Source organism: Rhizobium atlanticum (assembly GCF_030182485.1).
In the GTDB taxonomy this organism is placed as follows: Bacteria; Pseudomonadota; Alphaproteobacteria; order Rhizobiales; family Rhizobiaceae; genus Rhizobium.
This window is the reverse complement of the sequence record NZ_JAQJCJ010000003.1, coordinates 353,560-379,730: the sequence shown is the minus strand read 5'-3', so window position 1 is coordinate 379,730 and position 26,171 is coordinate 353,560. Positions and strand designations below refer to the sequence as shown.

Here is a 26,171-nt window from a genome sequence, read left to right as displayed (position 1 = left end):
TGGTTTTCCTCCCCTTTTTGGTCCAGCTCCCGCTGATTTTCCAACAAAATTCCCGGTTTTGTATTTTCCATATTGTATATTCTTCCGTATATTGCATACTTAAATCGCGAATGCCAGACGGAAGTGGAGACCATGAACGCACCGCGCCACCTGACCCTTCGAGAGCGGATCTACGAGGAAATCGTTCGGCTGATCGTTTCCGGCGAACTGCCGAGCGGCGTCTCGATCGACGAAAAGGAACTGACGGAACGCCTGCAGGTCAGCCGCACGCCATTCCGCGAAGCGATCGGCACGCTTGCCAAGGAAGGGCTGATCGAGATCAAGCCTTATCGCGGCTTCTTCGTACGCAGCTTCACGCCCAAGGAGATCGACGACCTCTACGAGCTGCGCAAGACGCTCGAGTGTTTCGCCGTCGAGCTCGCCGTTCCGCAGATGAGCGACCGGCATATCGCCGGTTTCGAACGTATTCTGGATGAGGCAGTGGCGGCGCTGCGCCGCGGCGACATGGCGACCTACGGCATCCGCGACAAGGAATTCCACGAGACGATTGCCGAGCTTTCGGGAAGCGCCCCGTTGGTCGAAACGTTGGCACGGCTCGCGCTGCAAATCCAGATCTGCCGCTCGATCGCCAATGAGAGCCGCGATCTCGCCGAGCGGGCAGCCGAGGAGCGCGATCAGATCCTGCAGGCTTTCCGGTCGCGCGATATAACCCGCGCCAAGGCACTGATGCACGCGCATATCAGCGACGTCCAGCAGGCCGTCATGGCACGCTTTCAGAAGGAAAAACGGCGATTTGACGGATGAATGAAGGAGAGGGAGGTCTCCTCTCAACAAGCGAAAAACGTGGCCGAGGAGCGGCCCGGAGGAGGGAACAATGCTGAAATTTCTTGCCCGCGGAACGGCACTGGCAGCGATGATCGCCGCAAGTTCGCCGGCGCATTCCGAGACCCTGAAGATGTGGGGTCCGGAACAGATCACCGAACCACTGGTCGCCCAGTTGTGGAACGGCATCAAGGCCGATTTCGAAAAGGCCAATCCCGGTGTAACCGTCGAATTCATGCCGCCGACCGGCACGATCAGCAACGGCGCGGTGCAGGCGGCGATCCAGTCGGATGCCGGCCCCGACGTCATCCTCACCAATTCGGGCATCGGCCGCATCAGCGTCGTCAAGAACGCCAAGCAGGTCATGCCGCTCACCGAACAATATGAAAAGCGCGGCTGGAAGGACGAGATCTATCCGTGGCTGTACACCGAACTGAAGGGCCAGTTCGGCGGCGAAATCTACGAAGTTCCCGATGGGCTCGACGCTCTCGGCATCTGGTACCACAAGGATCTTTTCGAGCAGGCGGGCTGGAAGATCCCGGCGACCTGGGCCGAGTTCGAAACGCTAATGAAGTCGATCGAGCAAAGCGGCCTGCAGCCGATCGCCATCGGTCCGCGCACGCCGGGCAGCGCCGGCCATCTCTTCGGCAATCTGCTGCAATCGGCGAGCGGCAAGGACGTGATCGGCAAGGCGCTGCGCCGCGAGATCGCCTTCGATGATCCTTCGGTCGCCGCCGGCGCCGTCCGGCTGCAGAAGCTGGTCGAGGCGGGCTACATCAAAAAGGAAATGGCGGGTCTCGACCTCGACGGCGCCTCGCGCCTCTGGTTCAACAAGCGCGCCGCCATGTTCGTTGCCGGCCCCTGGTTCACCGCCAATGCCCGTAAGGCCGGCTATGACCTCGCCAACGCCGGTTATGCGCCCATGCCTTCCGACATCAAGGGGGCGGCGATACCGACCGGCGGCGTCGGCTGGAGCTGGCTGGTGCCTGTTAACTCAAAACAGCCGGAGCTTGCGATGAAGTGGATCGACTTCATGCTGTCGGATGCGGTGATGAAGAAACGGGCGCAGGATCCGGCAAGCACGATGATCTATCCGCGCGAAATCCCAGGCGTAGAACCACCGACCCCTGTTCTCAAAGACATCTTCGCGGCTGCCGCCGGTGGTGTCGGCTACAATCCGAGCGTCTATCTGCCCGGCCCCGTACTCGACACCTACTTCCAGGTCATCCAGGGTCTCATCTCAGGCCAGATCGGCGGTGCGGACGGCATGAAGCAGATCCAGACGAAGATGACAGAGGCGAAATAGTGGCCATTCCAGAAACGCCGGGAAGCAAGGCCGTGGCTCCTCTCAGCACTGCACCTGCCATGGCGGGGCATACGGGCGGCAATCCCGCCCCTATGTCCATACGCCGGACGGCAGGCTCGGCTTGGCCCGATGGCGATACCGGCACCGCATTCTGGCTGATGGCGCCGGCGCTCGCTCTCTATGCCGTCTTCACGCTGCTGCCGATCGCTGCCACCTTCTGGCTGAGCTTCAACAGCTCCGCCGGCTTCAACACGTCCGCGAGCTTCGTCGGTGTCGACAACTACGCCAAGGCGGCGCAGGATCCGATCGTCTGGAAGAGCCTCGGCCATACCTTCATCTGGCTGGCCTACCACGTGGTGATGGCAGGCGGGCTCGGCCTTCTGCTGGCGCTTGCGGTCAGCAGGCTCAAGGTCACGCAGGTCTTCTTCCGCACCGCTTTCTTCCTGCCGCATCTGGTCTCGCTTGCCGTCGTCGGCGTCATCTGGGCGAATATCTACGATCCGTTTTTCGGCCTGCTGAATACGGCGCTGACGCGGATCGGGCTCGGCGCCTTCACGCAGGGCTGGCTTTCCGATCCCGCGCTCGTGCTGTTCTCCGTCAATGTCGCAAGCTCGTGGCAGGGTTTTGGCCTTTACATGCTGCTCTTCATCGCCGGCCTGCAGAATATCGACCACTCGCTTTACGACGCGGCCGAAGTGGACGGCGCCAACGCGTTCCAGAAGCTGATCTATGTGACGCTGCCGGGGCTTCGCGAGGTGACGACCTTCGTGGTCTCGCTGGCAATGATCAACGGCCTGAAGGGCTTCGCCACGGTCTTCGTCATGACCAATGGCGGGCCATTCTATCAGAGCGAGCTGATCACGACCTATATCTACCGGCTTGCCTTCCAGTCCCAGGATCACGGGCTTGCGGCAGTGCTTTGCATCCTGCTCAGCCTGCTTGCGATTGCCATTACCATCGTCTTCAACCGCTGGCGCGCGAGGCTTTCCCAATGAGTGTGCGCAATCGCGAATGGCCGGTGGCGCTGGCGCTCACCCCGGTCTTGATCCTGATCCTCGCCCCCTTCGTCTGGCTGCTGATATCGAGCTTCAAGACCGAGGCCGAGATCGGCCAGGCCGATCCCTTTGCCTGGCCCGCCGACCTGATGTGGCGGAATTATCTCGACGCCTGGCAGATTGGCGGCTTCGGCGAGCTCGTCGGCAACAGCCTTATCAACGTCGTCGGCGTCGTCCTTCTGTCGCTCGTCACCTGCGCGCCGGCCGGCTATGCGCTTGCCAAGATCCGATTCCCCGGCCGGGAATGGCTGTTCTACGCCTTCATCCTCGGGCTGACCGTGCCGGTCCAGGCGATCGTCATCCCGCTGTACCAGGTGCTCTTCGGGCTGAACCTCGTCAACACGCTTGCTGGTATCGTACTGGTGCAGGTCAGCAACGGCATTCCCTTCGGCATTTTCCTGATGCGCAGCTTCTTCATCGGCGTGCCGGACGATCTGATCGAAGCCGCCAAGATCGATGGCGCCTCGCATTTTCAGATCCTCACCAAGGTCTTTCTGCCGATCTCGACGCCGGCGGTCCAAGCGCTCGTCATCATCAGCGCTCTCTCCACCTGGAACGATTTCTTCCTCCCGCTGATCGTGCTGATCAGCCGCGAAGTGCAGACGCTGCCGCTCGGGCTGGTGCGTTTCGCCAGCACCTATGCTTCCGACTACCGCCTGGTCTTTTCGGGAACGGTCATTTCGTTCCTGCCGATCATTCTTCTCTACATCCTGATGCAGCGCCGTTTCACCGAGGGGCTGACGCAGGGAGCAATCAAGGGCTGACTATGTCGCACCACGTCCAGCGGGAAATCCGCTACAATTTCGAATTCGATCACCGCATCAAGGCCTGCTTCATCGGCGCCGGCGGCCATGCCTACCGCAATGTCTATCCGGCGTTGCGCTATGCGCCCGTGGACCTCGCCGGCATCTGCGATCTCGATATCGGCCGCGCCGAGAAATTCGCTAAACTCTTCGGCGCCGGCAAAGCCTATACCGACCATCGCGAGATGCTCATGCGGGAAAAGCCGGACCTGGTCTTCCTCGTCACCGCCTATCATCCCGACGGCCGGGTGCAGGCGACCGACCTTGCGCTCGACGCACTTGCGTCGGGCGCCCACGTCTGGATGGAAAAGCCGACAGCGGCGAGTCTCGAGGATATCGAAAGGCTGCAGGCGGCAAGTGCGGCGGCCGGGCGCATGGTGATGACCGGTCTCAAGAAGACCTTTTTCCCCACGATCGAGAAGCTCAAGGACCTGATCGGCTCGCCCGGTTTCGGCAGGCTAACCTCGATCAACGTCCGTTATCCCCAGAGCCTGCCGAGACCGGAAGACCGCGCCGATCTCGTCGAGATGCAGAGTTTCCTCGACCATATCTACCATCCGGGCGCGATCCTCAATTTCCTCGGCGGCGAGATCGAGCGCGCGGGCTATGAATGGGAGCCGCTGACGGGCGCGAGCGTCACCAGCCTGCGCTTCCGCTCCGGCGCGATCGGCACGCTGCATTTTGCCGCCGGCCAATCGGGCGGCAGCATTTTTGAACGGGTCGAGATCGTCGGGGAAGGCGCCAACGCCATTGTCGAGAACGGCAGCCGATTGACTTATTTCCGCAAGGCGGACCTGCCGTCCTATGGCCGCGCCGCAAGCTTCATCCAGCCGGACGAGAATGCGGCGCTGTTCTATGAGCCCGAACATTCGCTCGGCCAGCTCTATAACAACAACCTCTTCTATCTCGGCTATGTGCCCGAAATCCTGCACCTGACCGACGCGATCCTTGCCGGCGCGCAGATAACAAGGGGCACGCTCGAAATCGCTCGCGAGATCATGAAGCTCTTCGAATTCTACAGACGCACGGATGCCGGCGTCACTTCCTATCTTTGACCGGAGGCGCAGTCTTGAACGAGACCGACATCATTTTCAGGAAAGCCGGCGGCGAATTCATGCCGACCTCCTGGGGCGAACTCAACTGGAAGATCACCGGCGACGGCACACCCGGCGCCGAGATGACCTTCGGCACCTGCCGCATTAATCCCGGCGAGCGCAACCAGTTGCACTCGCATCCCGATTGCGAGGAAATTCTCTACGTCGTCTCCGGCAGCTGCGAACATAAGCTCGGCGACGCCCTTTATCGGCTCGAAGCCGGCGATGCGATCCGCATTCCCCGCAATGTCAGGCACTGGGCGCGCGCGCTCGGCAGCGAACCGCTCTACGCCCTGATCATGTTTTCCTCCGGCACCAGGACGGCGGTCAACCATGAAGGCGAGGGGGCGGCCTGAACCGGTCGTTTTCCGCAACTTTGCCAAGCTCTGACGTTTGCGTGAAACCATTCCGATAGCTGTGACAAACCCTCATCACCTCTGCTATGTCAGGAAAAATGCGGCGACCCAACAGGCGTCGCGCTCTGTCCGATCAATGCCAGGAGTTTGAAAGATGAGCGGTACCTCCGACTATATCCCCCCGAAAGTCTGGACCTGGAACAAGGCGAATGGCGGCCAATTCGCCAATATCAATCGCCCGATAGCGGGACCGACACATGAGAAGGAGCTTCCGATCGGCCGCCACCCGCTGCAGCTCTATTCGCTCGGCACGCCGAACGGCCAGAAGGTCACGATCATGCTCGAGGAGCTGTTGGCGCTCGGCCATAGCGGCGCGGAGTATGACGCCTGGCTGATCAAGATCGGCGAGGGAGACCAGTTCGGCAGCGGCTTTGTCGCCGTCAATCCCAACTCCAAGATTCCGGCTTTGATGGACCGCAGTGGTCCGAAGCCGATCCGCGTCTTCGAATCCGGCGCCATCCTCACCTATCTCGCCGAGAAATTCGGCGCTTTCCTGCCGACCGAGCCGGGTGAGCGCGCCGAATGCCTGTCATGGCTGTTCTGGCAGATGGGAAGCGCGCCCTATCTCGGCGGCGGCTTTGGCCATTTCTACGCCTATGCGCCTGTCAAGATCGAATATGCGATCGATCGCTTCGCCATGGAAGTGAAGCGTCAGCTCGACGTGCTCGATCGCCGCCTTGCCGAAAGCGAATATGTGGCAGGCAGCCAATACACGATCGCCGATATTGCCATTTGGCCATGGTACGGCGGCCTGGTGAAGGGCTGGAGCTACGGGGCGGCCGAATTCCTGCAGGTCGAGGACTACAAGAACGTGTTGCGCTGGGCCGACACTATCTACAGCCGGCCCGCCGTGCAGCGTGGCCGCATGGTCAACCGCCTCTCCGGCGACCCGTCGAGCCAGTTGCACGAGCGTCACGACGCCAGCGACTTCGAAACCAAAACGCAGGACAAGCTCGCGGCAGCCGAATAAGCAAGCCGATCATTCACTTGTCGCGGCAATGAACGAGGCTCCGCGGCCCTAAAGGCGGCGGAGCCTTTGCATGCTGCACGAACTCAGTTCTTGACCGTGTCTTCCAGAAAGAAGCGGCCGAGCGGGTTCTGGTGGAAGTTCTCGATATTCTTGCGCGAGACGTTGATGTAAGGGCTATAATAGAGGTCAATCCAGTTGACGTCGTCCTTGGCCATCTTCTGCAGATTTACATACATCACTTCGCGCTTCTTCGGATCGAGCTCGAGACGCGCCTTGGCGACCAGTTCCTTCACTGCCTCGTTCTTATAATTGGTCAAATAGTTGTTGTTGGAATCGTGGCCGAGGACGAAGGTGGTCTTCTGGTCCGGGTCGAGAATATCGTTGGTCCAGTAGTTGACCGAGATGTCATAGTCGCCGGCAACGAGCATATCCCATTCCTGGCTCGGGTCGACCTTCTGTAGATTGGCGGTGATGCCGGCCTTCTGTAGCTGCTGCTGGACCAAGACGGCCGTCTGTTCGTCGACTTCGTCGCCGGCACGCACCACGTAATTCAGCGTCAGGTCGGAGGCTCCGGCAGCAGCCAGCAGCTCCTTCGCCTTTGCGGGATCATAGGGCCGCTGCAGGTTGTCGGCGTAGTAATAAAGCGCACCCTTCGGAATGTAGGAATTGGCGACGGTGCCCTGGCCGAAGGTGACGGTGTCGACGATCGCCTTCTTGTCGATCGCAAGGTCCAAGGCCTGGCGAACTTCCTTCTTGCCGAGCGCGCCATGCGCGTGATTGATCAGCAGATGGTCCTCGCGTGTCGATGCGTCGATGGCGACATTCAGATTCGGATCCTTCTTCAGCTCTTCCACGCGGGAGAAGGGCACGAAAATCGCAGCGTCGAGCTCGCCGGCCTGAACGTTCAGCATGCGGGTGTTGTCATCGGGCACCGAAATCCACTCGACGCCGTCGAGCTTGACGCGGTCGGCTTCCCAGAAATTCGGGTTTTTCTTGAGGATGACGCGGTCGCCGCGCCGCCATTCGTCGACCACGAAGGCACCGGATGCGATCGGCTTCTCGCCATAAGCATCTGGTCCCAGCGATTCCATTCCCTTCTTGGAAATGACCGAGGCATTGGGGAGCGCGAGCGTCGAGAGGAAAGGCGCGGACGGGTTCTTGAGCTTGATCGTCAGCGTATGCGCGTCGGTCGCGACCGCCGTGTCGATCACTTTGTAGGAATCGCTCCAGAGCGAGGCAGGGTCGTCGCGGATGCGCAGCAGGCTGTAGGCCGCGTCTTCCGCCGTCAGCGGCGAACCGTCGGAGAATTTCGTGTCGCGGATCTTGAGCGTATAGGTCAGCCCGTCATCCGAGGCGGTCCAGCTTTCGGCCAGCCCCGGCTCCAGCTTCGTGCCTGTCTTGTCGACGCGGATCAGCACATCGTAGACATTCGAGAACACCCAATTGTCGATGTTCTGCGCGGTCTTGATCGGATCGAATGTCGTCGAATCCTCGCGGCGGCCGATGGTGAGCACACCGGCGGCCTCGGCATAGCTCGCACTCAGCGTCAGGCCAGTGAGCATGGCGGCGAGCCCGATTGATTTCCACCTGTTTGTCATCAGTTCGTTCCCTTCTTTGTTATGGCATGCGTTTGACGGATATGGATTGCGGCTCTTCCCTGCCGCCGGTGCCTTGCAGCAGCGGCTTGTCGGGATCGATGTCGGGAATGGCAGCCATCAGCGCCGCGGTGTAGGCATGCTTCGGCCGCGCGAAGACCTCATCGGAGCGGCCCTCCTCGACGATCTCGCCGCGATACATCACGACGACGCGTTGGCAGAGATTGCGCACGATCGCCAGATCATGGGCGATGAAGACCAGCGTGAGGTTCATCTTGGCGGTGAGCTGGCGGAAAAGCTCGATGATCTGCGCCTGGATGGTGACGTCGAGGGCCGCCACGCATTCGTCGGCGATAATCAGCTTCGGCTCGACGGCAAGGGCTCGGGCGATGCCGGCGCGCTGGCACTGACCGCCGCTCATGCTGCGCGGCTTGCGCTCGGCGAATTCGCGCTCGAGGCCGACGAGATCGAGCAGCTCGCCGATGCGCGCTGGGATATCGACGGCGGCGACCTTCCCTTGGACCTTCAATACCTCGGCGAGCATCTGTCCGATCGTCAGCCGCGGGTTCAGAGCATTGTAGGGGTCCTGGAACACCATCGCTGTTTCGCGCCTGAGCTTTGCAAGGCCCGCGCTCCTCTGCTGCGCGAGATCGACGCCGTCGAAGGTCACGTGACCCGAGGAAAGCGGTGTGAGGCCGAGTATTGCGCGGGCAAGCGTACTCTTGCCGCTGCCGGATTCGCCGACAATGCCGACCGTCTCGCCAGGCATGATCTGCAGACTGACGCCGGCAACGGCACTGATCGTCTTGGCACTTCCCTTGAACAGGCTGCCGCCGCCCCTGAAGCGCACATGCAGGTCGTCGATCTCGAGCAAAGCTGTGGCCCGCCGGCTTGCCTCGGCGACCCCGAGCGACGGCGCCGGCATCTCGCTTGATATCGAGGGGTGGCTGTCGATCAGGTTGATCGTATAGGGGTGCTGCGGCCGCGCGAGGATTGCCCGCTTCGGCCCCTGTTCAATGAGCTTGCCGCCGCGCATCACGGCGATGCGGTCGCAGGTCTGGGCGACGATGCCGAGATCGTGGGTGATGAGAATGATCGACAGGCCGCGCCGGTCGCGAATGTCGATGAGCAGCCGCAGGATCTGCGCCTGGATAGTGACGTCGAGCGCCGTCGTCGGTTCGTCGGCGATCAGGATCTTCGGGTTGCAGGACAGGGCGACACCGATCATCGCCCGCTGGCGCATGCCGCCGGAAAATTCATGCGGATAGCAGTCGTACTGGCGGCCGGGGTCGGGAAAGCCGACCTGCGCGAGAATTTCCACCGCCGCGGCGCGAGCCTCGCGGGCGCCGAGACCCTGATGATAGCGGATGCCCTCGGCGATCTGGTCGCCGACGCGCATCACCGGATCGAGATGGCTTGTCGGGTTCTGAAAGATCATGCCGATCTCACCGCCGCGCACCTTCAGCATCTCGCCATCGTCGACCCGCATGAGATCGCGCCCTTCGAGCAGCACGCTACCGCTTTCGATCTTCAGCAGCGAGGAGGGCAGCAGGCGCACCAGCGAGCGGCAGAACAGGCTCTTTCCCGAGCCGCTTTCGCCGACGAGACCAAGAATCTCGCCCTTGCGGAGATCGAGCGAGACCGCATCGATGAGCGTGCGCGGACCGGAATCGAGATGCGCCCTGACGGTGAGATCGCGGACTGACAGTACGGAGCCGCTCATTCATGTACTCCCAGCAATTCGCCGAGCGCGTCGCCAAGCATGCTGAAGCCAAAGGCGAGGCAGACGATGGAGAGGCCGGGAAACAGGGTGATCCACCAAGCCGTGGTGATGAAGCTCTGCCCTTCGGCGACCATGACACCCCATTCGGCGATCGGCGGCTGGACGCCGAGGCCGAGATAGCTGACGGCCGCACCGCTCAGCAGCACCAATGTCGCATCGGACATGGAAAAGACGATCGAGCCGGCGATCGCGTTCGGCAGCAAATGGCGGAACATGATACGCGGGCGGCTGAAGCCGAGGCTGACGGCAGCAACGGCATAGTCGCTGCTTTTCAGCACCAGCATCTGCGCCCGGATGAGCCGCGCATAGGAAACCCAGCCGACCAGCGCCATGGCGATATAGAAGCTGCCGAGGCCCGGGCCGAGGATCGCGATGATCGACAGCATCAGCACGAGAAAGGGAAAGGCAAGAATGATATCGACCAGACGCATGAACAGCGCGTCGACGACGCCGCCGAAAAAACCGGCGATCGTGCCGACCGTCGTGCCGATCAGAAAGGGGAAGAGGACGCCGATCAGCGCCATCTGCAGATCGATGCGCGCACCCCAGATGACGCGGGAAAGGATGTCACGGCCGAAATTGTCGGTGCCGAAGGGGTGAAGCAGCGAAGGCGCCTGCAGGCGCACCTCGGCATTCTGCATGATCGGGTCATAGGGCGCGATAAGAGGCGCGCCAAGCGCCAGCAGGATGAAGAACAGCAGCACGCCGGCGCTAACGGCAAACATCGGCCGCCGGCCGAGAAGGCGGCGCCAGCCAGGGGACGCGGGTGCTGTCGCCTCGATGCTCATAGCTTCACCCTCGGATCGACGGCAACGGTGACGATGTCGGCGATGAAGTTGATCAGCACGGTGGCGCAGGCAAAGACCATGGCGACGCCCTGCACCACCATATAGTCACGCGAAAAGATCGCCCTGACGAGGAGCTGCCCCATGCCGGGCAGCGCAAAGACGCTCTCGACCACAACCGTGCCGCCGATCAGCCAGCCAATGTTGACGGCGAGCAGGTTGATCGTCGGCACCAGCGAATTCGGCAGCACGTGCCGCCAGAAGACGATGCCTTCGGGCATGCCGCGGGCGCGCGCCGCCGTCGCGACATCCGATTTCAGTGCGTCGATCATTGCCGCCCGCAGGCTGCGCGTCAGGACGGTCGACAGCGCCAGCGCCACCGTCAGGCTCGGCAGCACCAGATGCGAAAGCTTGTCACCGATGGTTGCGCCATAGCCTGAAACCGGCAGCAGGCCGAACTCCACGCTGAATAGGATGATCAGCATCAGTCCCAGCCAGAAAGGCGGAAAACCGATACCGAAGGTCGAGACGATGCGCACCGCATGGTCGGCCGCACCGCCCGCATTGCGCGCGGCGATCGCCGCCATCGGTACCGCGATCAGCACCGAAAGGACGACGCTTGCGGCAACGAGCGCCAGCGTCGGCTCGATGCGTGTCCCGATCAGTTTCAGCACGTCGATCTTGTAGAGGATCGATTTGCCCATCTCGCCATTGGCAAGGTTCTTGAGAAAATAGACATATTGCAGCCACATCGGCTGGTCGAGGCCGTATTGGGCACGGATATTGGCAAGTGCCTCCGGCGTCGCCCGCGTGCCGAGGATATTGCGTGCGGGATCGCCAGGGATCAGCCGAACCAGAATGAAGGTGATGACGCTGATGCCGAAAATGACCGGCAGGAACTGCAGCGGTCGGGTCAGAACGAATTTATAGCGATGCATGACGGCGCTCGCCCCTCTGTCTTCGTCCGGTTTGAGCCGCTTTCATTTGCATCAGGCTGCCTTGTGCCGGTCGAGGAAATCGAGAAGCGCCGGATAATAGTCCGCTGGGTTCTCGTAGAAGGGCATGTGGCTGGCATTGGCGAACACCCGTAGCTCGGCATTCGGCAGCGCCAGCTTCATCCTGAGCGCGCAGGCCGGCGTCAGCTCATCATGCTCTCCCGTGGTGATCAGCACGGGCAGCGTCAGCCGCGGCAGATCCGGGATGCGGTTCCAGTTCTTGAGGTTGCCGATGTAAAGAAACTCGTTCGGGCCCTGCATCGTCGCATAAGGCGCCATGTTCCAGTCGTCGAGCGATCGGCGTATCGGCGCCGGCCATTCGGCCAGGCGGCAGACATGGCGGTAGTTGAGGATAGTGATGGCGGCGAGATATTCGGGATGATCGTACGTGCCCTGCGCCTCGTGCTTCTGCATCATCGACACTGTTTCGGGTCCGAGCGCTGCGCGCAATCGTTCCAATTCCGAGATTAGATGCGGCATGTCGGCGACGGTATCCTCGAGGATCAGCGTCTTGAGGTTTTCGGGATAGGTCAGCGCATAGTCGATCGCCAGCCACCCGCCCCAGGAATGGCCGAGCATGTGGACCTTTCCGAGCCCGAGCGCCTTGCGCACCGTTTCGGTCTCCTCGACATAGCGGCCGATCGTCCAGAGCGACAGATCGTCCGGCCGGTCGGAGGCGCCGGTGCCGAGCTGGTCGAAGGCGACGACGCGGTAGCCTTTGTCGATCAGGCAGGAATGCGCCTCGCGCAGGTAATCACAGGGTAGACCCGGACCGCCGTTCAGGCAGAACACCGTCTCGTCCCCGGTCCCGAAGCTGTAGGCAACCACGCGATAGCCACCGACATCGATCTCAAATCGCGCGTCCGGCTGTATTTCACGCCACATTGATTGCTCCAGCAGAAAATACCCCTTGCTCAATATTTGGGCGTGGTTAATTTTTAGCGTAAATCGCGTTCGGTGCCAGCTATAAGAAGTGATAGGGTAGGGCGCCACGCCGAAACCGGGAGCAGCCCATGCTTGACGACATCGGAACGATCAGACGGCAGTTTACAGCGCATGAAACGCTGGACGGCCGGATCGACCAGGCCTTCGAGGCGATGAAGCAGCTGGGCTTCGAGGCTCTGATCTACGACTATACGCCGGTGCCCTACGACCTCGACGGCGCGATCATGATCCCGTCGCTGCTGAAGCTCCGGAACATCGCCGACGACATGCACGACTACTGGTTCGATCGCGGTTATTTCCGCATCGACCCGGTCCAGCAGGTGGCGCTGCGCAGCAGCGCGCCGTTCTTCTGGAATTACGACACGAATGCCGACACGCTGATCAACCGCTTCATGAGCGATGACACCGCACCGGTGACGCGCTATCTGCGCGAACGCGACATGTCGACCGGTGTCACCGTGCCGGTCCATATGCCGGGAGGCGATTATGCGACGGTCACCGGCATCCGTTTCCGCGGCGACCGCGATTTCGAACGGCATGCGTTGCGCGCTATCGCTGACTTCAACCTGCTGGCCCACGTCTTCCATGAGACCGCCTATTCGCTTTTCGACAGGAAGGCTCGCAGCGTCGGCACCATCCGCCTGACCGAGCGGGAGCGCGAATGCCTGCGCCATTCGGCGGAAGGCTATTCCGCCAAGGAAATCTCGCGCATCATCGGCCGTTCCGTCCCCACCGTGGTCATGCATCTCAACGCCGCCGCCAAGAAACTCGGCGCCCGCAACCGTACGCAGGCCGTCGTCCGCGCCACCCATTACCGCCTGCTCGATGAGCATGGCCGATCATTGTCATCCTATAACTTATGATAGCTGCCTTCGCCGCTGCCGCCGCGTTATGGTTTCCAAACTTCCGAGGAATGGAGATGTCGGTGGCCGAAGTCGCAACAAGTGAAGCCTATCTGCCCTTTCGCGATTATCGCACCTGGTACCGCGTCACCGGTTCGCTGGAAAGCGACAAGCTGCCTCTCGTCGTTGCTCATGGGGGCCCCGGCTGCACGCATGACTACGTCGATTCCTTCAAGGAAATCAGCGCCCTTGACGGCCGCCCGGTCATCCACTACGACCAGCTCGGCAACGGCAATTCCACCCGCCTTCCGGACAAAGGCCCGGATTTCTGGACGGTCGGCCTCTTTCTCGAAGAGCTCGACGCGCTGCTTGCCCATCTCGGCATCCAGCATCGTTACGCCTTCCTCGGCCAATCCTGGGGCGGCATGCTCGGCGCCGAACATGCGGTGCGCCGGCCGCAGGGCCTGAAGGCGCTTGTCATCGCCAACTCGCCGGCCAACATGCACACTTGGGTTGCCGAAGCCAATCGGCTGCGCCAGGAATTGCCGAACGAAGTGCAGGACACGCTGCTGAAGCACGAACGGGCGGGAAGCCTCACCGATCCGGACTATATCGCCGCCTCCCGCGTCTTCTATGATCGCCATGTCTGCCGCGTCGTTCCATGGCCGCCCGAAGTGGCGCGCACCTTTGCCATCATGGACGAAGACAATACCGTCTATCGCAACATGAACGGCCCGACGGAATTCCACGTCATCGGGACGATGAAGGATTGGACGATTGAAGACAGGCTCGACCGCATCGACGCACCGACGCTGCTGATCTCGGGCAAATATGACGAGGCGACGCCCCTGGTCGTCAGGCCCTATCTCGAACGCGTCCCCGGCTGCGAATGGGTGCTCTTCGAAAACTCCAGCCACATGCCGCATGTCGAGGAAAAGCAGCTTTGCCTGGCGACCGTTTCCCGTTTCCTCTCGCGGTACGACTGACGCATACGCCGGTCCGTCACGATTGGCGGACCAGCCATTTCTTGGCGACCCGGCAGGCCATCGTATAGGCCGGATCGAAGACGTTGCCGACATCGTAACGCACCACCTGACCCAGCAGATGGCTGGCCGCCGTCCGGTCAAGGCCGTAATCCGAGGCCAGCCAATTCAACATTTCGCTCGTCGCGTGCTGAAGTGCCTGATCGAGGGGCCGGGCATTACCGATGGTGAAGATGTCTTCAGCGGTTTCTCCGCGTGGCCAGACCAGCCCGGCCTTCTTTTCCACCGTCAGCCGCACCCTGACTTCGAAAGTGGTCTCGACGCCGGTGCCGACGATCTCGCCATCTCCCTGCACGGCATGGCAGTCACCCAAAAAGAAAAGGGCGCCCGGCGCCGATACGGGCAATCGAACGGTCGTGCCCGGACCGAACAGGCGATAATCCATGTTGCCGCCATATTCGCCGCTGGTCGCTGTCGAGATCGCCTGGCCGAGGCTGGGCGCAACGCCGAAACAGCCGATCATCGGCGAAAGAGGCAGAACGAAATTATCGAGGCCGGAGACCGGCTCGGACAATCGGACCGTCAGTGCTTCGCGGTCGATCGCCCAGATCGCCATATCGCGCGGCGGCAGGTCGCGAACCGTCTCGGGATCGATGACATTGGCCGCGACGATGCTGCGCGTAAAACCAGTGTCCCTTGTCGGGATCATGCTGATGATCTCGACCTTCAGCGCATCTCCGGGCTCCGCGCCTTCCACGAAGATCGGGCCGTTCATCGGGTTGGGACCGGATGTTCGCCGGATGCCGTCCTTGTCATAGCCGATGGCGTCGACCGTCTCCGTGACCACGGTATCGCCGTCAGCGACACGCAAGGCGGGCGGAAGAGAGCCGATGACATTGTAAAAAGTCGTCGGAATGAAGCGGTGAGTGGTCATGAGAATACGGCTCTCGCTTGTTTCGAATACCATCAGCTCGCGGCTGGGCCGCCCGGCTGAGTAGCGAGACTAGATCAGAGATGATGTGGGAAGCCAATATCCCGAAATCGCTCGAGTAACCCCGCATCGATTTGGCGATCGTGACCCGACGTCTCCTGCCGCGAAACGGTCGGCTGATCTTCCTTTCATTCTCCGAATGCTATATGTAGGTAAGTGCCTACATCGGAGGTGGATTATGAGCGTGACACGTCTTTCCAGCCGCGAACTAAATCACGACGTGAGCAGGGCAAAGAAGGCGGCGCAAAATGGTCCGGTCATCATCACGGATCGCGGGAAGCCATCCCACGTGTTGATGACCTATGACGAATTCGAGCGGCTAACCGGCAAGCCTCGCAGTCTCGTCGATGCTCTCTCCATGCCAGGCCTCTCGAATATCGATTTCGACCTGCCTCGTGTTGAGATCGCCCCCCGAGGAATCGATCTATCTTGAAATATCTGCTGGACACCAATGTTGTTTCCGAACTTCGCAAGGTCGGAGACGGCAAGGCCGATGCCAATGTGGCCGCATGGGCTGGAGCGCAAGATGCAACAGGCCTATGCATCTCCGCCATGACGATCCTGGAATTGGAACGTGGAATACTCGGCGTACAGCGCCGCGATGCGGCGCAAGGCGCTCGTCTGCGTGCGTGGCTGGAAAATCTGGTTCGACCAGCATTCGCCGACCGTATCCTATCGATCGACGATGCGGTCGCGACCCGCTGCGCGCATCTGCATGTTCCAGACCGGCGCAATGAAGCCGATGCCTTGGTTGCCGCGACCGCCCTGGTTCACGGCCTGACCGTCGTTACCCGCAATGTCCGGGATTTCGAAGGCATGGGCATTATCGTGCTGGATCCGTGGCAAGATTGATCTCCCTGCCGAAACGCAGAAGTGGCGCCCGTTTCTTTGCGCCGTGTCACGGCAGTTGATGTATGGTCACGTTCGGAACGACGTCTCGCGCGATTTCGCAGAGATGCCAATGGTGGGTAAGGTAGATAACCTGTCCGACCTTTGCCATTTCGCCGAGCAGGCGGAAAACCTCTTCGGAGCGGGGATTGTCGAAGCTCTCCATGATGTCGTCAGCGACGAAGGGTACCGGCCGGCGAAACGCTGCGAATTCCTCGTAACCTGCCAGCCGCAGCGCGAGGTAGAGCTGGAACTGAGTGCCGGTCGACATCGCGTCCGCAAGCTTCGAACCACCGTCGCGCGACACGCCGATCAATATCTCCTTATCCCGATCGGGCTGGGTCGTCAGGCCGGAATAATTGCCGCCGGTGATCAGGCGAAAGGCCTCCGATGCGCGGTTCATCATCGAGCTGCGATGTTTTTCGCGATAGATATGCAGTGCCTGTTCGGCCGCGAGCATGCCGGCGCGCAGCGCCAGATGCCGCACGGCCAGTTCCTCAATTTCAAGGAAAATGGTTCGGCGCTTGGCCTCGATCCGGGCCACGGCGTCGTCTCCGCCGACGGCCTCGAGCTTCTGCCGCGCCAGCGACACGTCGGAATAGAGAAGCTTCGCACGCTCGGTGAGATCCTCGATCCGGGCGCCAAGCTCCATGGCGTCGCGCTCGACCGCAGCGGCGTCGACACCGTCAAGGCGCCGTTCGGCTTCGGAAAAACTCGCAGCGCGCAATGCCTCGGTGATCTGGCGGCGTAAGGTGGCGACCCGCTCTTCCAGCCGGTCCCGCTCTCGGGACTGGTTCAGCAATACTTCCACCGAAGCAAGCGAGTCTGCGGCGAAATAGCCGGTCAATTCGTCCTTGCGGGCATTGTGAACGGCCAGTTCCTCCTCCAGCGCACGCCGTTTTTCCAATTGTCTTTCGAGATCCGCCTGCCGGTCTGCCCGAAGCTGAGCCGCATGCCGTGCCGCCTCATGACGTTCCACAAGCGCGTTTGCGGATGCGAGCGTATCCACGGCCGGCTGGCTGAGACCGCAGTCTCTGAGAAGACCGGCGATATGCTCGCGAAATTGCTGCTGGTCGCGCTCCATCGCGGCAACACGAGTTGCGAGGTCATCTCTTTCCTTGAGGATGGAGGGCAGTGCAGCGAGCGCATTCAGCATTGCTCGGACGGCCGCCATCGAACCGGCTTTGTCGGCAAACCAGGTTCGCGACAGCGCCTCCGCCCATTCCCGCTCCCAGGCCGCCATGGCGGCTTCCGCCTCCTGCTGGTCGCGCTGTCGTTCCCTGAGATCGTGGCTGAGGTCACCGACCGCCTTTTCGTGCGCCTGCCGCGCCGCCCGCTCGGCTCTGCTGGCGGCGAGTATATCATTTGCAGCCTGCATCAGCTCGGCGACCGGTCGCTGGTCTGCGTCATCAAGACCGGCTTCTGCAAGGCTCTCCGCAAGCGTTGCGGCATGCCTATCCAGTTCGATGCGAAGCGCGTGCACCGTGTCTTCTGCGTGCTGCAGATCGTCCCAGGCGGCCAGCGCCGCGGCTCGCTTGGTGCTCCAAGTGTCGAGTGCAGCCACGCGCGCCGCGGCTTCGGCGTCATATTCGATGTTTTCAGGCAGCAGATCACCGATGCGCTCGGCAAGCGCATCATGTTCGGCGCGCGCTTCGCCAAGCAGTTCCCTTTGCCGCTCGATCATTGCTGCCGTTGCCGCTTCCGCTTGGCGGAGTTGGCGCAGCTCGGCCAATTCCTGCGCCCGCGACAGCCGGCCGGCGGATACCGCGTCGTCCTGCCGCATCCGCTCCTCGAAAATCCGAGCCGTGGCGGCATTCAGACTGGTGAGATGCGCCTGCCAGGCGGCATCGCGTTCATCGCGCAGCCGCGCGGCCTCGGTATCGTCGATCGAACCGCCGGCGACGAAGGCCGCGATCCGGGCTTTGGTCAGCGCCTGTTCGGTGCCGAGATCGCGCAGCCTTCCCTCGTGATCGCCAATCCGCTTGTCGATAGCAGTCGCTTGGCCACGCCAGGCTTCGATCTGTCGAGGCTCTGCCGCGGCCGTCCGCTGCAGAGCGACGGCGTTGCCGCTCCAGGGTGCGAGCTGTTCAAACTGGTTCTCCTGCGTTCGCTTCGCCTGGACAAGTGTCCGTTCTTCCATGGTAAGCCGCAAGGGGAGATCAGATCCCGCCAGCCGGCTCAGGGCGATCTCGATGCGGCCGAAACGCGCAGGATCAAGGAGCCCAGATCCATGCCGCGAGCCGCCTTCCCTGTTCAGCCTTTCGAGATTCTCCCGCGCTCGCAACAGTTCCCGATCAGCGGCTGCCAGTTTCGCCTCGACGCCGGAACGCCGTTCGATAAGATCGCGGATGATGCCGATCAGCGAAGCGGGAAGCAGCAGCGCCTCGGGTTTCGCATGGCCCGGCTGTTCGAGATCGGCCAGCAGTCGGACCAACTCACCCTCCTGTTCGGCCAGCGCCAGCCGGCGCTTCGGCAGATCGCTCTCTGCCGCAAGATAGCGCGCCCGACCCTGATCCAGCAGGTCCATATGCGCGGTGACTGCCAGCGCCTTGTCGTCGATCGCGATCGCCTCGATCTCATCCGCAAGCTGGCGCAGCGTGCGGTCGGCGGTCTCGACAAGCGCCTGCAGCCGCGTCTCGTCGCGCGAAAGCTGCGGCAGGAGCGCGAACCATTCGGACGGCGGCCGCGGCAGATCGCTCATGGCGGCTACATCTGCATCCAGCCGCCGGAGCTCTAGGGCCGCGGGTAGGGCGCCGAGAAGGCGCGTCAGCTCCTGATGCCGGGTCTTGGCCTCGGCCAGTTCCCGCGTGGTTTTGCCATAGGCAGCGTCGGCCTGCTCATAAGTCGATTTCAGGGCCGAATAGGTGGAGGCAAGCGTGTCGATGGCATTGCGCTCGGCCTTGAGCGCTTCGAGCGAACGCTTGAGTTCCGCGAGCCTGGTGCTCGACGACCGCTTCTTGTAGATCGCGTTGGCTTCGTCGGCTGCGGTCACCAGCGAACGGCTCAGGCCTGCCAGGCCTGAGCTGGCCGAGAACAGCAATTCGCCGAGTTCGCCCTTGCTTTGTATGATGGCGTTGCCGCCTTCCTTGAGCGACTGATCGTCGAGCGAGAACATGGTGCGATAGGCCTCGCGACCGACGCCGCCAAGCGCGCCGGCCAGGAGCGCCTCGTTCACAGCTTGTCCCCGATCATCGACGAGGCTGCCGGTCCGCAGCTTGAGCCGCGCCAGCTCGTATTCCCAGCCACCAAATTCCAGCCGCGCACCGACCTTCATCGTATTGTAGGGATGCAGGAAATTATAGGTGCTGCGCTCACCAATGCCGTAGAGCAGATCAAGATAGGCGGCGAAGGTGGTCGACTTGCCCGCTTCGTTCAGGCCATAAACGATGTGCAAGTCCGGCGAACCTTGACGGGCCGCCCCGAAATCGATGGAGTGATCGGTGAACTTGCCATAGCGGGTGAGGTCGAGGCGGCGCAGACGCATCAGCTGTCTCCCCGATCCACCGCCTTCATCCGGGCGGCGATGTCCTCGGCGCCATCGGCGAGAAGGCTGTCGATGAAGCGTTCAAAACCCGCCTCGTTCTGGCCGGCAAATGCCCGGCTCTCGGGCGGCAGGTCGGCAAGCAGGTCCCGGACCATCTCCCTGACCTCGTCGCGAAATCCGCTGCGGGTGATGACCTCGTCCCGCATCAGCGCCCCGAGTTCGATGACGGGATCGGCGGCGGACGCGTCTGCGGGGATCGAGGGCGCTTCGAAGGCGAGTTCCAGCTTCTCGATCCAGGTGCGGCCGATCGCGTCGCTGCGCCGCTCGGCTTCGGCCTGCATGAGGTCGACATCGCGCCGCAGCTGCCAGGAGAGCGGCGTGCGGCCGGAAAGCCTGAGGCGTGCGACAAGATGCGGCGAAGCCGTGCGGTCGCGCTGCGCCATCAGGGCCGTCTCGACCATCATGGCTGCCTCACGCCAATCATCGACACCCGTGAGGTCGACATTGACGCGCTCGAACTGCGCGATGCTGGTACGCCGCTCCTCGACCGTCACGGTCCGGTCGTCGGCCACGGTCACCAGCGACACGGTCTTGATGCCCGCTTCATTGATGTCGCGGCCCTGCGGCATGCCGGGCATGATGACCGTCGCCGTGCCGGGATAATGGCTGCGCTGGTGGAGATGCCCGAGCGCCCAGTAGTCGAAACCCGAGGCATGCAGGTCGAGCACGTTGCAGGGCGCATAGACATCATGTCCGGCCGATCCGGCCAGACTCGTATGCATGATGCCGATATTGACGGCATCCGCTACCGGCGGCTTGAATTTCGGCAGCAGCGGGTCCGGGGCTTGCGGCTTGGCGAAGCTCAGACCGTGGATTGCGACCGACAAGCTGCCCTTGGTGGTCTCGACGGTCTCGGCATGGCCGCCGAAGATCTTCACCGTATCAGGCATCACCAGTTCCCGAGCGATCTTCGACATGGCATCGTGATTGCCGCGGATCTTGAAGACGACAATGCCCGCCCGGTGCAGCCGCTCCAGCTGACTCGCTAGGAAGCGCGCCGTCTTCATCGACGTCTGCTCCCCGTCATAGAGATCGCCGGCGATGACAAGCGCGTCGACCTGCTCCTCAAGGCAAAGATCGACGATCGCGACCAGCGTCTGTCGGCTGGCGTCACTGACAAGCTCGGCCAGCTCTGCATTGCGAAGTGCGAGAGAGCGCAAGGGAGAGTCGAGATGGAGATCGGCAGTGTGGACGAAACGATAGGCCATGAATGCAAGAATGGTGTTGCGATAGAGTGATCCAGCAGGCGCCGTCTGACAAATAAACGGACGTTATCGCCCGTTAGCTAAAACATGAGACCATGCCACGAATATTCAGAGCATGGCGGCAGCGTCCTGGCGAGTGAAATGGGCCGGCGGAGCTGGCCCATCCACAATCAATGCTGCTCTATCGGACTGGCCGCCGACTCAAAAGGTACGGATGGGAACGCGTGAGGGTCGGCTTGACATCAGGGCCGCAGCGGTCTTTGATGCAGGGCATTCACCAGGGGTGTCCCGGCAAGGGGCTGAGATTCTGCTGAACAATACGGCTTTGCCTGTTGTGGCGCAGTGACCCGTTGAACCTGATCCAGTTCATACTGGCGTAGGGACGGTGCAGACGCTGCGGCTATCGGGCGGATTTCGCTTTGTCGCATGAGGCGTCTTTCCATCATTCCAACACTGGAACTGGGTCTCCAAACGTCAAACCTTGGAGCCTCACCCATGAATATTGTCGCACCCAAGCTTACTCCGGTCGTCACCACCGGCCCGCTTCCGGCCTCGACCAAGATCGCCAAGCCCGGAACGCTCTATCCTGATCTGCGCGTGCCGATGCGCGAAATCAGCCTTCACCCGACCTCCGGTGAACCGCCGGTAACGGTCTATGATTCCTCCGGTCCCTATACCGACCCGGCACATACGGTCTCGATCGACGCCGGGCTGCCGCGTCTGCGCGAGAACTGGATCAGAGCGCGCGGCGATGTCGAAGCCTATGTAGGCCGGGTGGTGAAGCCTGAAGATAATGGTTTTGTCACCGGCGAGCGGCTGACGCCGGAATTCCCTATTCGCAACACGCCGCTGAAGGCAAAAGCGGGCCGCGCCGTAACCCAGCTCGCCTATGCGCGTGCCGGCATCATCACGCCGGAAATGGAGTTCATCGCCATCCGCGAAAACCTCGGCCGGCAGGCCGCGAAGGAGGCGCTCGGGCGCGACGGCGAGAGCTTTGGCGCTGATATTCCCGATTTCGTGACGGCCGAATTCGTGCGGCGGGAGGTCGCGGCGGGCCGCGCGATCATTCCGGCCAACATCAACCACCCGGAAACCGAACCGATGATCATCGGCCGGAATTTCCTGGTGAAGATCAACGCCAATATCGGCAACTCGGCCGTCACCTCGTCGATGGCGGAAGAAGTGGAAAAGATGGTCTGGGCGATCCGCTGGGGCGCCGACACGGTGATGGACCTCTCCACCGGCCGCAACATTCACAACATCCGCGAATGGATCATTCGCAATTCGCCGGTTCCGATCGGAACGGTGCCTCTCTACCAGGCGCTTGAAAAGGTGAACGGCATTGCAGAGGATCTCACCTGGGAAGTCTATCGCGATACGCTGATCGAACAGGCCGAGCAGGGCGTCGATTATTTCACCATCCATGCGGGCGTGCGGCTTGCCTATATCCCGCTCACCGTCAATCGTGTCACCGGGATCGTCTCACGCGGCGGCTCGATCATGGCCAAGTGGTGTCTGCATCACCACAAGGAGAGCTTCCTCTACGAGCATTTCGAGGAAATCTGCGACATCTGCCGTGCCTATGACGTCTCCTTCTCGCTTGGAGACGGCCTTCGCCCCGGCTCGATCGCCGATGCCAATGACGCTGCGCAATTTGCCGAGCTCGAAACCCTCGGCGAACTGACCAAGATTGCCTGGGCCAGGGATTGCCAGGTGATGATCGAAGGTCCTGGCCACGTGCCGATGCACAAGATCAAGGAGAATATGGACAAGCAGCTCAGGGTCTGCGGCGAGGCTCCCTTCTATACGCTCGGACCGCTGACCACCGACATTGCGCCGGGCTATGATCACATCACCTCCGGCATCGGAGCCGCGATGATCGGCTGGTTCGGCACGGCCATGCTCTGCTACGTCACGCCGAAGGAGCATCTGGGCCTGCCCGACCGCACCGACGTCAAGACCGGTGTCATCACCTACAAGATTGCCGCGCATGCCGCCGACCTCGCCAAGGGCCATCCGGCCGCCCGCATCCGTGACGATGCGCTGTCGCGGGCGCGGTTCGAATTCCGCTGGGAAGACCAGTTCAACCTCTCCCTCGACCCGGATACGGCGCGTTCCTTCCATGACGAGACCCTGCCGAAGGAGGCCCACAAGGTGGCGCATTTCTGTTCGATGTGCGGCCCGAAATTCTGTTCCATGCGCATTTCCCACGATATTCGCGCCGAGGCGCAGAAAGAAGGACTGGAAGCCATGGCCGCCAGGTATCGCGATGGCGGCGACCTCTACATGCCGGTCGCCGACGCTGCGAAAACGCTTGCCGGAGAATGACGATGCATGTTCTCGTCAAGGGGGCCGGCGTTGCCGGCCTCACCGTTGCCTGGCAGCTCCATCGGCACGGATTCCGGGTCAGCGTCGCTGAGCAAGCCGACCAGGTCGGCGCCGGTGCTTCCGGCTTTGCCGGCGGCATGCTGGCTCCATGGTGCGAAAGGGAAAGCGCAGACGAGCCGGTCCTGGCGCTCGGCCGTCTTGCCGCCGATTGGTGGGAGGCAGCGCTGCCCGGCCATGTCAATCGCCGGGGGACGCTTGTGGTGGCGGCCGGGCGAGATGCCGGCGAACTCGACCGCTTTTGCCGCCGGACAAGCGGATGGGAATGGCTGGACGAGCCGGCGATCGCGACGCTTGAACCGGATCTCGCCGGCCGCTTCCGCAGGGCATTGTTCTTCCGGCAGGAAGCGCATCTCGATCCGCGGCAGGCGCTCTCCGGTCTCGCCGCCGGACTTGAGGAAGCCCGCATGCGCCTCACATTCGGCGTCAGGGGCGATGCCGACCTTGCCCCCTACGATCGCGTGATCGACTGCACCGGGGCTGCCCAGATCGGCCGTCTGCCCGGATTGCGCGGCGTTCGCGGAGAGATGCTTTGCGTCGAAACGAACGAGGTCACTCTCTCCCGTCCCGTTCGCCTGCTGCATCCGCGCCACCCGATCTATATCGTGCCACGCCAGCGAAATCGTTTCATGATCGGGGCGACGATGATCGAAAGCAACGACATCGGCCCGATTACCGCGCGTTCGCTGATGGAGTTGCTGAATGCCGCCTATGCCGTCAATCCTGCCTTCGGCGAGGCACGGGTTACCGAGACCGGCGCGGGCGTGCGGCCGGCCTATCCCGACAATCTGCCGCGGGTGACGCAGGAGGGGCGCATCTTCCATGTCAATGGCCTCTACCGTCACGGCTTTCTGCTGGCGCCGGCCATGGCAGGGGAGGTGGCGCGGCTTCTTCTTGGAAAAGACAAGCACTCGGAAAGGAGGGCATCATGACCTTCATCATCAACGGCGAGGAACAGGAGGTCGCAGCCGCGACGCTCGCGGATCTTCTTCTCGCTCTCGACTACGAAGGCGAATGGCTGGCAACCGCAGTGAACGGCGAGCTGGTGCACCGCGAGGACCGCGCCGATTTCAGGCTCGGCGAACGCGACCGCATCGAAATTCTCTCACCCATGCAAGGAGGCTGAGATGCTGAAACTTTATGATGTTGAAGTCCGCTCCCGACTGCTGCTCGGCACCGCCCGTTATCCGTCTCCAGCTATCCTTGCCGAGGCGGTCAAGCGCTCGAAGACCGAGATCGTCACCGTTTCGCTTCGCCGCGAAGCCATCGGCGGCAAAGCGGGCGGCGCCTTCTTCGACCTGATCCGCGAGCTTGGCGTGCATGTGCTGCCGAATACGGCCGGATGTCACAGCGTGCAGGAGGCCGTGCTGACGGCGAAGATGGCGCGCGACGTCTTCCGCACCGACTGGATCAAGCTCGAAGTTATCGGACATCACGATACGCTGCAGCCTGACGTCTTCGGCCTTGTCGAGGCGGCCCGCATCCTGACCGGCGAGGGCTTTCAGGTCTTCCCCTATACCACCGATGACCTTGTCGTCGCCGAAAGGCTGCTGGAAGCCGGCTGCCGCGTCCTGATGCCCTGGTGCGCGCCGATCGGTTCCGCTCAGGGGCCGCTGAACCCGATGGCGCTGCGAGCGTTCCGGGCGCACTTTCCGGATGTGCCGCTGATCATCGATGCCGGCATCGGCCGCCCGTCTCACGCCGCCACCGTCATGGAGTACGGTTATGATGCCGTCCTTCTCAACACCGCCGTTGCCGGCGCCGGAGATCCCGCCAGCATTGCCGAGGCGTTCGCGCTTGCGATCGATGCCGGCCGCCTGGCGTATGCCGCCGTACCGCTGGAGCCACGCGATATCGCCGTCCCATCCACTCCCGTCATCGGCAAGGCAGTCTTCTCATGAACTTAGACCCCTTCTATCTCATCGTCGACAGCGCCGAATGGGTCGAGCGTCTCGTGCCACTCGGCGTCAAACTCGTCCAGCTGCGCATCAAGGATTGCCCGGACTCCGTGCTTCGCGAGCAGATCCGGCGATCGAAGGCTGCCTGCGCGGCAGCGGCTTGCCAATTGGTCGTCAACGACTACTGGAAACTTGCCATCGATGAAGGATGCGATTTCGTTCATCTCGGCCAGGAAGACCTGATGGCCGCCGACAGGAATGCCATTCGCCGCGCCGGCCTGAGGCTCGGCCTATCCACCCACGACATATCGGAGCTGGAGACGGCGCTGGCGGCCGAGCCGGATTATGTTGCGCTCGGGCCGGTCTGGCCCACGATCCTCAAACAGATGAAATGGGCGCCGCAAGGCGTGGAACGTCTTTCCGACTGGCGCCAGCGTGTCGGCGCGATACCGCTCGTCGCCATCGGCGGGATCACCGCCGAACGCGCGCCGCTGGTATTGGAAAAAGGCGCCGACAGTGCTGCCGTGGTCACCGATATCACCCGCAACGCGGATCCCGAGGCCCGCACGCGACAGTGGCTGGCCGCGACCGCGCCGTGGCGGCGCGCGAATGAGGTATCACCGGTGGCCTCTTGATACTGAAGCCGCAGAAGCGCGTGGAGACGGAAGCGGGTCGACGGCACAGTCAGGCACAGGCCGTTGCCGGCCGAGCCTTTCGATCACACCTGAGTCGCCACTAACATACCCTTGATAGCAGCGAAGAGCACTTTGCTACGCCTCGTTTGTAAGCGACATAAATTATTCAGGGAGCGACGGCCGAACTATTTAAAGTTAATCCTAAATTAGCGACTCGCGCGAATTCTTCGG

24 protein-coding genes and 1 riboswitch are annotated in these 26,171 nt (G+C 62.1%); of the genes, 16 read left to right on the top strand and 8 right to left on the bottom strand.

Translation table 11 applies throughout. From position 1 onward, the window contains the following. Window positions 1-132: 132 nt before the first annotated feature. The 7 genes from PH551_RS07130 (at window position 133) to yghU (ending at window position 6,466) form a co-directional block, all read left to right on the top strand. Entirely contained in the window at window positions 133-804 is a 672-nt protein-coding gene (locus tag PH551_RS07130; protein ID WP_183698255.1) for a GntR family transcriptional regulator, read from the top strand. 70 nt (window positions 805-874) lie between these two features. Next, window positions 875-2,128: an ABC transporter substrate-binding protein gene (locus PH551_RS07125; protein ID WP_285192429.1), complete on the top strand. Its 1,254-nt coding sequence runs from the start codon at window positions 875-877 to the stop codon at window positions 2,126-2,128. A 59-nt stretch (window positions 2,129-2,187) separates the two neighbouring features. Further along, complete coding sequence (locus PH551_RS07120; RefSeq protein WP_285192465.1) at window positions 2,188-3,123, top strand: carbohydrate ABC transporter permease; 936 nt, start codon at window positions 2,188-2,190, stop codon at window positions 3,121-3,123. Then, the gene (locus tag PH551_RS07115; RefSeq protein WP_285192428.1) at window positions 3,120-3,947 is read left to right on the top strand and encodes a carbohydrate ABC transporter permease; all 828 of its coding nucleotides are present in this window, start codon (window positions 3,120-3,122) and stop codon (window positions 3,945-3,947) included. Before PH551_RS07120 ends, PH551_RS07115 begins: the two co-directional genes overlap by 4 nt. Before the next feature lie 2 nt (window positions 3,948-3,949). Then, a complete protein-coding gene (locus tag PH551_RS07110; RefSeq protein ID WP_285192427.1) occupies window positions 3,950-5,041 on the top strand; it encodes a Gfo/Idh/MocA family protein in 1,092 nt (363 codons plus the stop codon). Window positions 5,042-5,055: 14 nt separating this feature from the next. After that, on the top strand, window positions 5,056-5,436 hold the full coding sequence (locus tag PH551_RS07105; protein ID WP_285192426.1) for a cupin domain-containing protein: 381 nt from the start codon (window positions 5,056-5,058) through the stop codon (window positions 5,434-5,436). Between the two features lie 154 nt (window positions 5,437-5,590). After that, entirely contained in the window at window positions 5,591-6,466 is an 876-nt protein-coding gene (gene yghU, locus PH551_RS07100) for a glutathione-dependent disulfide-bond oxidoreductase (RefSeq protein ID WP_285192425.1), read from the top strand. Window positions 6,467-6,549: 83 nt separating this feature from the next. On the opposite strand, the gene PH551_RS07095 is transcribed toward yghU, so the two are convergent. The 5 genes from PH551_RS07095 to PH551_RS07075 are packed head-to-tail and all read right to left on the bottom strand — an operon-like array spanning window position 6,550 to window position 12,509. Next, window positions 6,550-8,064, bottom strand: a complete 1,515-nt coding sequence (locus PH551_RS07095; protein ID WP_285192424.1) for an ABC transporter substrate-binding protein — start codon at window positions 8,062-8,064, stop codon at window positions 6,550-6,552. Between the two features lie 19 nt (window positions 8,065-8,083). Then, on the bottom strand, window positions 8,084-9,784 hold the full coding sequence (locus tag PH551_RS07090; protein WP_285192423.1) for a dipeptide ABC transporter ATP-binding protein: 1,701 nt from the start codon (window positions 9,782-9,784) through the stop codon (window positions 8,084-8,086). Then, window positions 9,781-10,632, bottom strand: a complete 852-nt coding sequence (locus PH551_RS07085; protein WP_285192422.1) for an ABC transporter permease — start codon at window positions 10,630-10,632, stop codon at window positions 9,781-9,783. Before PH551_RS07085 ends, PH551_RS07090 begins: the two co-directional genes overlap by 4 nt. Next, window positions 10,629-11,567, bottom strand: a complete 939-nt coding sequence (locus PH551_RS07080; protein ID WP_285192421.1) for an ABC transporter permease — start codon at window positions 11,565-11,567, stop codon at window positions 10,629-10,631. The genes PH551_RS07085 and PH551_RS07080 overlap by 4 nt, the downstream gene beginning before the upstream one ends. A 51-nt stretch (window positions 11,568-11,618) precedes the next feature. Beyond that, complete coding sequence (locus tag PH551_RS07075) at window positions 11,619-12,509, bottom strand: proline iminopeptidase-family hydrolase (protein WP_285192420.1); 891 nt, start codon at window positions 12,507-12,509, stop codon at window positions 11,619-11,621. Between the two features lie 128 nt (window positions 12,510-12,637). On the opposite strand from PH551_RS07075, the gene PH551_RS07070 reads away from it, so the two are divergent. Then, on the top strand, window positions 12,638-13,432 hold the full coding sequence (locus PH551_RS07070) for a helix-turn-helix transcriptional regulator (RefSeq protein ID WP_285192419.1): 795 nt from the start codon (window positions 12,638-12,640) through the stop codon (window positions 13,430-13,432). Between the two features lie 62 nt (window positions 13,433-13,494). Beyond that, window positions 13,495-14,397: a proline iminopeptidase-family hydrolase gene (locus tag PH551_RS07065; RefSeq protein WP_285192418.1), complete on the top strand. Its 903-nt coding sequence runs from the start codon at window positions 13,495-13,497 to the stop codon at window positions 14,395-14,397. A 16-nt stretch (window positions 14,398-14,413) separates the two neighbouring features. Here the strand turns inward: PH551_RS07065 and PH551_RS07060 are convergent, their stop codons facing one another. After that, complete coding sequence (locus tag PH551_RS07060) at window positions 14,414-15,328, bottom strand: acetamidase/formamidase family protein (protein WP_285192464.1); 915 nt, start codon at window positions 15,326-15,328, stop codon at window positions 14,414-14,416. A gap of 235 nt (window positions 15,329-15,563) precedes the next feature. On the opposite strand from PH551_RS07060, the gene PH551_RS07055 reads away from it, so the two are divergent. Next, window positions 15,564-15,818 carry a type II toxin-antitoxin system Phd/YefM family antitoxin gene (locus tag PH551_RS07055; RefSeq protein ID WP_285192417.1) on the top strand — a complete coding sequence of 85 codons (255 nt, stop codon included), beginning with the start codon at window positions 15,564-15,566 and terminating at the stop codon, window positions 15,816-15,818. Beyond that, complete coding sequence (locus PH551_RS07050; RefSeq protein WP_285192416.1) at window positions 15,815-16,237, top strand: type II toxin-antitoxin system VapC family toxin; 423 nt, start codon at window positions 15,815-15,817, stop codon at window positions 16,235-16,237. Before PH551_RS07055 ends, PH551_RS07050 begins: the two co-directional genes overlap by 4 nt. A 46-nt stretch (window positions 16,238-16,283) precedes the next feature. Here the strand turns inward: PH551_RS07050 and PH551_RS07045 are convergent, their stop codons facing one another. After that, entirely contained in the window at window positions 16,284-19,757 is a 3,474-nt protein-coding gene (locus tag PH551_RS07045) for an ATP-binding protein (RefSeq protein ID WP_285192415.1), read from the bottom strand. Beyond that, complete coding sequence (locus PH551_RS07040) at window positions 19,757-21,025, bottom strand: metallophosphoesterase family protein (RefSeq protein ID WP_285192414.1); 1,269 nt, start codon at window positions 21,023-21,025, stop codon at window positions 19,757-19,759. Before PH551_RS07040 ends, PH551_RS07045 begins: the two co-directional genes overlap by 1 nt. 266 nt (window positions 21,026-21,291) lie before the next feature. Beyond that, window positions 21,292-21,423: riboswitch (TPP riboswitch) on the top strand. A gap of 94 nt (window positions 21,424-21,517) precedes the next feature. On the opposite strand from PH551_RS07040, the gene thiC reads away from it, so the two are divergent. Genes thiC through PH551_RS07015 form a run of 5 tightly spaced genes read left to right on the top strand, consistent with a single transcriptional unit; the run spans window position 21,518 to window position 25,940 of the window. Continuing rightward, on the top strand, window positions 21,518-23,350 hold the full coding sequence (gene thiC, locus PH551_RS07035) for a phosphomethylpyrimidine synthase ThiC (RefSeq protein ID WP_285192413.1): 1,833 nt from the start codon (window positions 21,518-21,520) through the stop codon (window positions 23,348-23,350). 2 nt (window positions 23,351-23,352) lie between these two features. Continuing rightward, a complete protein-coding gene (thiO, locus tag PH551_RS07030) occupies window positions 23,353-24,339 on the top strand; it encodes a glycine oxidase ThiO (protein WP_285192412.1) in 987 nt (328 codons plus the stop codon). Beyond that, on the top strand, window positions 24,336-24,533 hold the full coding sequence (thiS, locus tag PH551_RS07025) for a sulfur carrier protein ThiS (protein WP_210633790.1): 198 nt from the start codon (window positions 24,336-24,338) through the stop codon (window positions 24,531-24,533). The genes thiO and thiS overlap by 4 nt, the downstream gene beginning before the upstream one ends. A 1-nt stretch (window position 24,534) precedes the next feature. Next, window positions 24,535-25,308, top strand: coding sequence for a thiazole synthase (locus PH551_RS07020; protein ID WP_285192411.1), 774 nt, complete (start codon window positions 24,535-24,537; stop codon window positions 25,306-25,308). After that, window positions 25,305-25,940 carry a thiamine phosphate synthase gene (locus tag PH551_RS07015; RefSeq protein ID WP_285192410.1) on the top strand — a complete coding sequence of 212 codons (636 nt, stop codon included), beginning with the start codon at window positions 25,305-25,307 and terminating at the stop codon, window positions 25,938-25,940. The genes PH551_RS07020 and PH551_RS07015 overlap by 4 nt, the downstream gene beginning before the upstream one ends. Window positions 25,941-26,171: the final 231 nt, after the last annotated feature.

What these genes read in the sequence shown, in the direction of transcription:
- PH551_RS07080 (WP_285192421.1), bottom strand. Translation starts at nt 11,567, where the DNA reads ATGCATCGCTATAAATTCGTTCTGACCCGACCGCTGCAGTTCCTGCCG.
- PH551_RS07095 (WP_285192424.1), bottom strand. Translation starts at nt 8,064, where the DNA reads ATGACAAACAGGTGGAAATCAATCGGGCTCGCCGCCATGCTCACTGGC.
- thiS (WP_210633790.1), top strand. Translation starts at nt 24,336, where the DNA reads ATGACCTTCATCATCAACGGCGAGGAACAGGAGGTCGCAGCCGCGACG.
- PH551_RS07045 (WP_285192415.1), bottom strand. Translation starts at nt 19,757, where the DNA reads ATGCGTCTGCGCCGCCTCGACCTCACCCGCTATGGCAAGTTCACCGAT.
- PH551_RS07060 (WP_285192464.1), bottom strand. Translation starts at nt 15,328, where the DNA reads ATGACCACTCACCGCTTCATTCCGACGACTTTTTACAATGTCATCGGC.
- PH551_RS07110 (WP_285192427.1), top strand. Translation starts at nt 3,950, where the DNA reads ATGTCGCACCACGTCCAGCGGGAAATCCGCTACAATTTCGAATTCGAT.
- yghU (WP_285192425.1), top strand. Translation starts at nt 5,591, where the DNA reads ATGAGCGGTACCTCCGACTATATCCCCCCGAAAGTCTGGACCTGGAAC.
- thiO (WP_285192412.1), top strand. Translation starts at nt 23,353, where the DNA reads ATGCATGTTCTCGTCAAGGGGGCCGGCGTTGCCGGCCTCACCGTTGCC.
- PH551_RS07055 (WP_285192417.1), top strand. Translation starts at nt 15,564, where the DNA reads ATGAGCGTGACACGTCTTTCCAGCCGCGAACTAAATCACGACGTGAGC.
- thiC (WP_285192413.1), top strand. Translation starts at nt 21,518, where the DNA reads ATGAATATTGTCGCACCCAAGCTTACTCCGGTCGTCACCACCGGCCCG.
- PH551_RS07090 (WP_285192423.1), bottom strand. Translation starts at nt 9,784, where the DNA reads ATGAGCGGCTCCGTACTGTCAGTCCGCGATCTCACCGTCAGGGCGCAT.
- PH551_RS07020 (WP_285192411.1), top strand. Translation starts at nt 24,535, where the DNA reads ATGCTGAAACTTTATGATGTTGAAGTCCGCTCCCGACTGCTGCTCGGC.
- PH551_RS07085 (WP_285192422.1), bottom strand. Translation starts at nt 10,632, where the DNA reads ATGAGCATCGAGGCGACAGCACCCGCGTCCCCTGGCTGGCGCCGCCTT.
- PH551_RS07130 (WP_183698255.1), top strand. Translation starts at nt 133, where the DNA reads ATGAACGCACCGCGCCACCTGACCCTTCGAGAGCGGATCTACGAGGAA.
- PH551_RS07040 (WP_285192414.1), bottom strand. Translation starts at nt 21,025, where the DNA reads ATGGCCTATCGTTTCGTCCACACTGCCGATCTCCATCTCGACTCTCCC.
- PH551_RS07075 (WP_285192420.1), bottom strand. Translation starts at nt 12,509, where the DNA reads ATGTGGCGTGAAATACAGCCGGACGCGCGATTTGAGATCGATGTCGGT.
- PH551_RS07115 (WP_285192428.1), top strand. Translation starts at nt 3,120, where the DNA reads ATGAGTGTGCGCAATCGCGAATGGCCGGTGGCGCTGGCGCTCACCCCG.
- PH551_RS07125 (WP_285192429.1), top strand. Translation starts at nt 875, where the DNA reads ATGCTGAAATTTCTTGCCCGCGGAACGGCACTGGCAGCGATGATCGCC.
- PH551_RS07015 (WP_285192410.1), top strand. Translation starts at nt 25,305, where the DNA reads ATGAACTTAGACCCCTTCTATCTCATCGTCGACAGCGCCGAATGGGTC.
- PH551_RS07070 (WP_285192419.1), top strand. Translation starts at nt 12,638, where the DNA reads ATGCTTGACGACATCGGAACGATCAGACGGCAGTTTACAGCGCATGAA.
- PH551_RS07120 (WP_285192465.1), top strand. Translation starts at nt 2,188, where the DNA reads ATGGCGGGGCATACGGGCGGCAATCCCGCCCCTATGTCCATACGCCGG.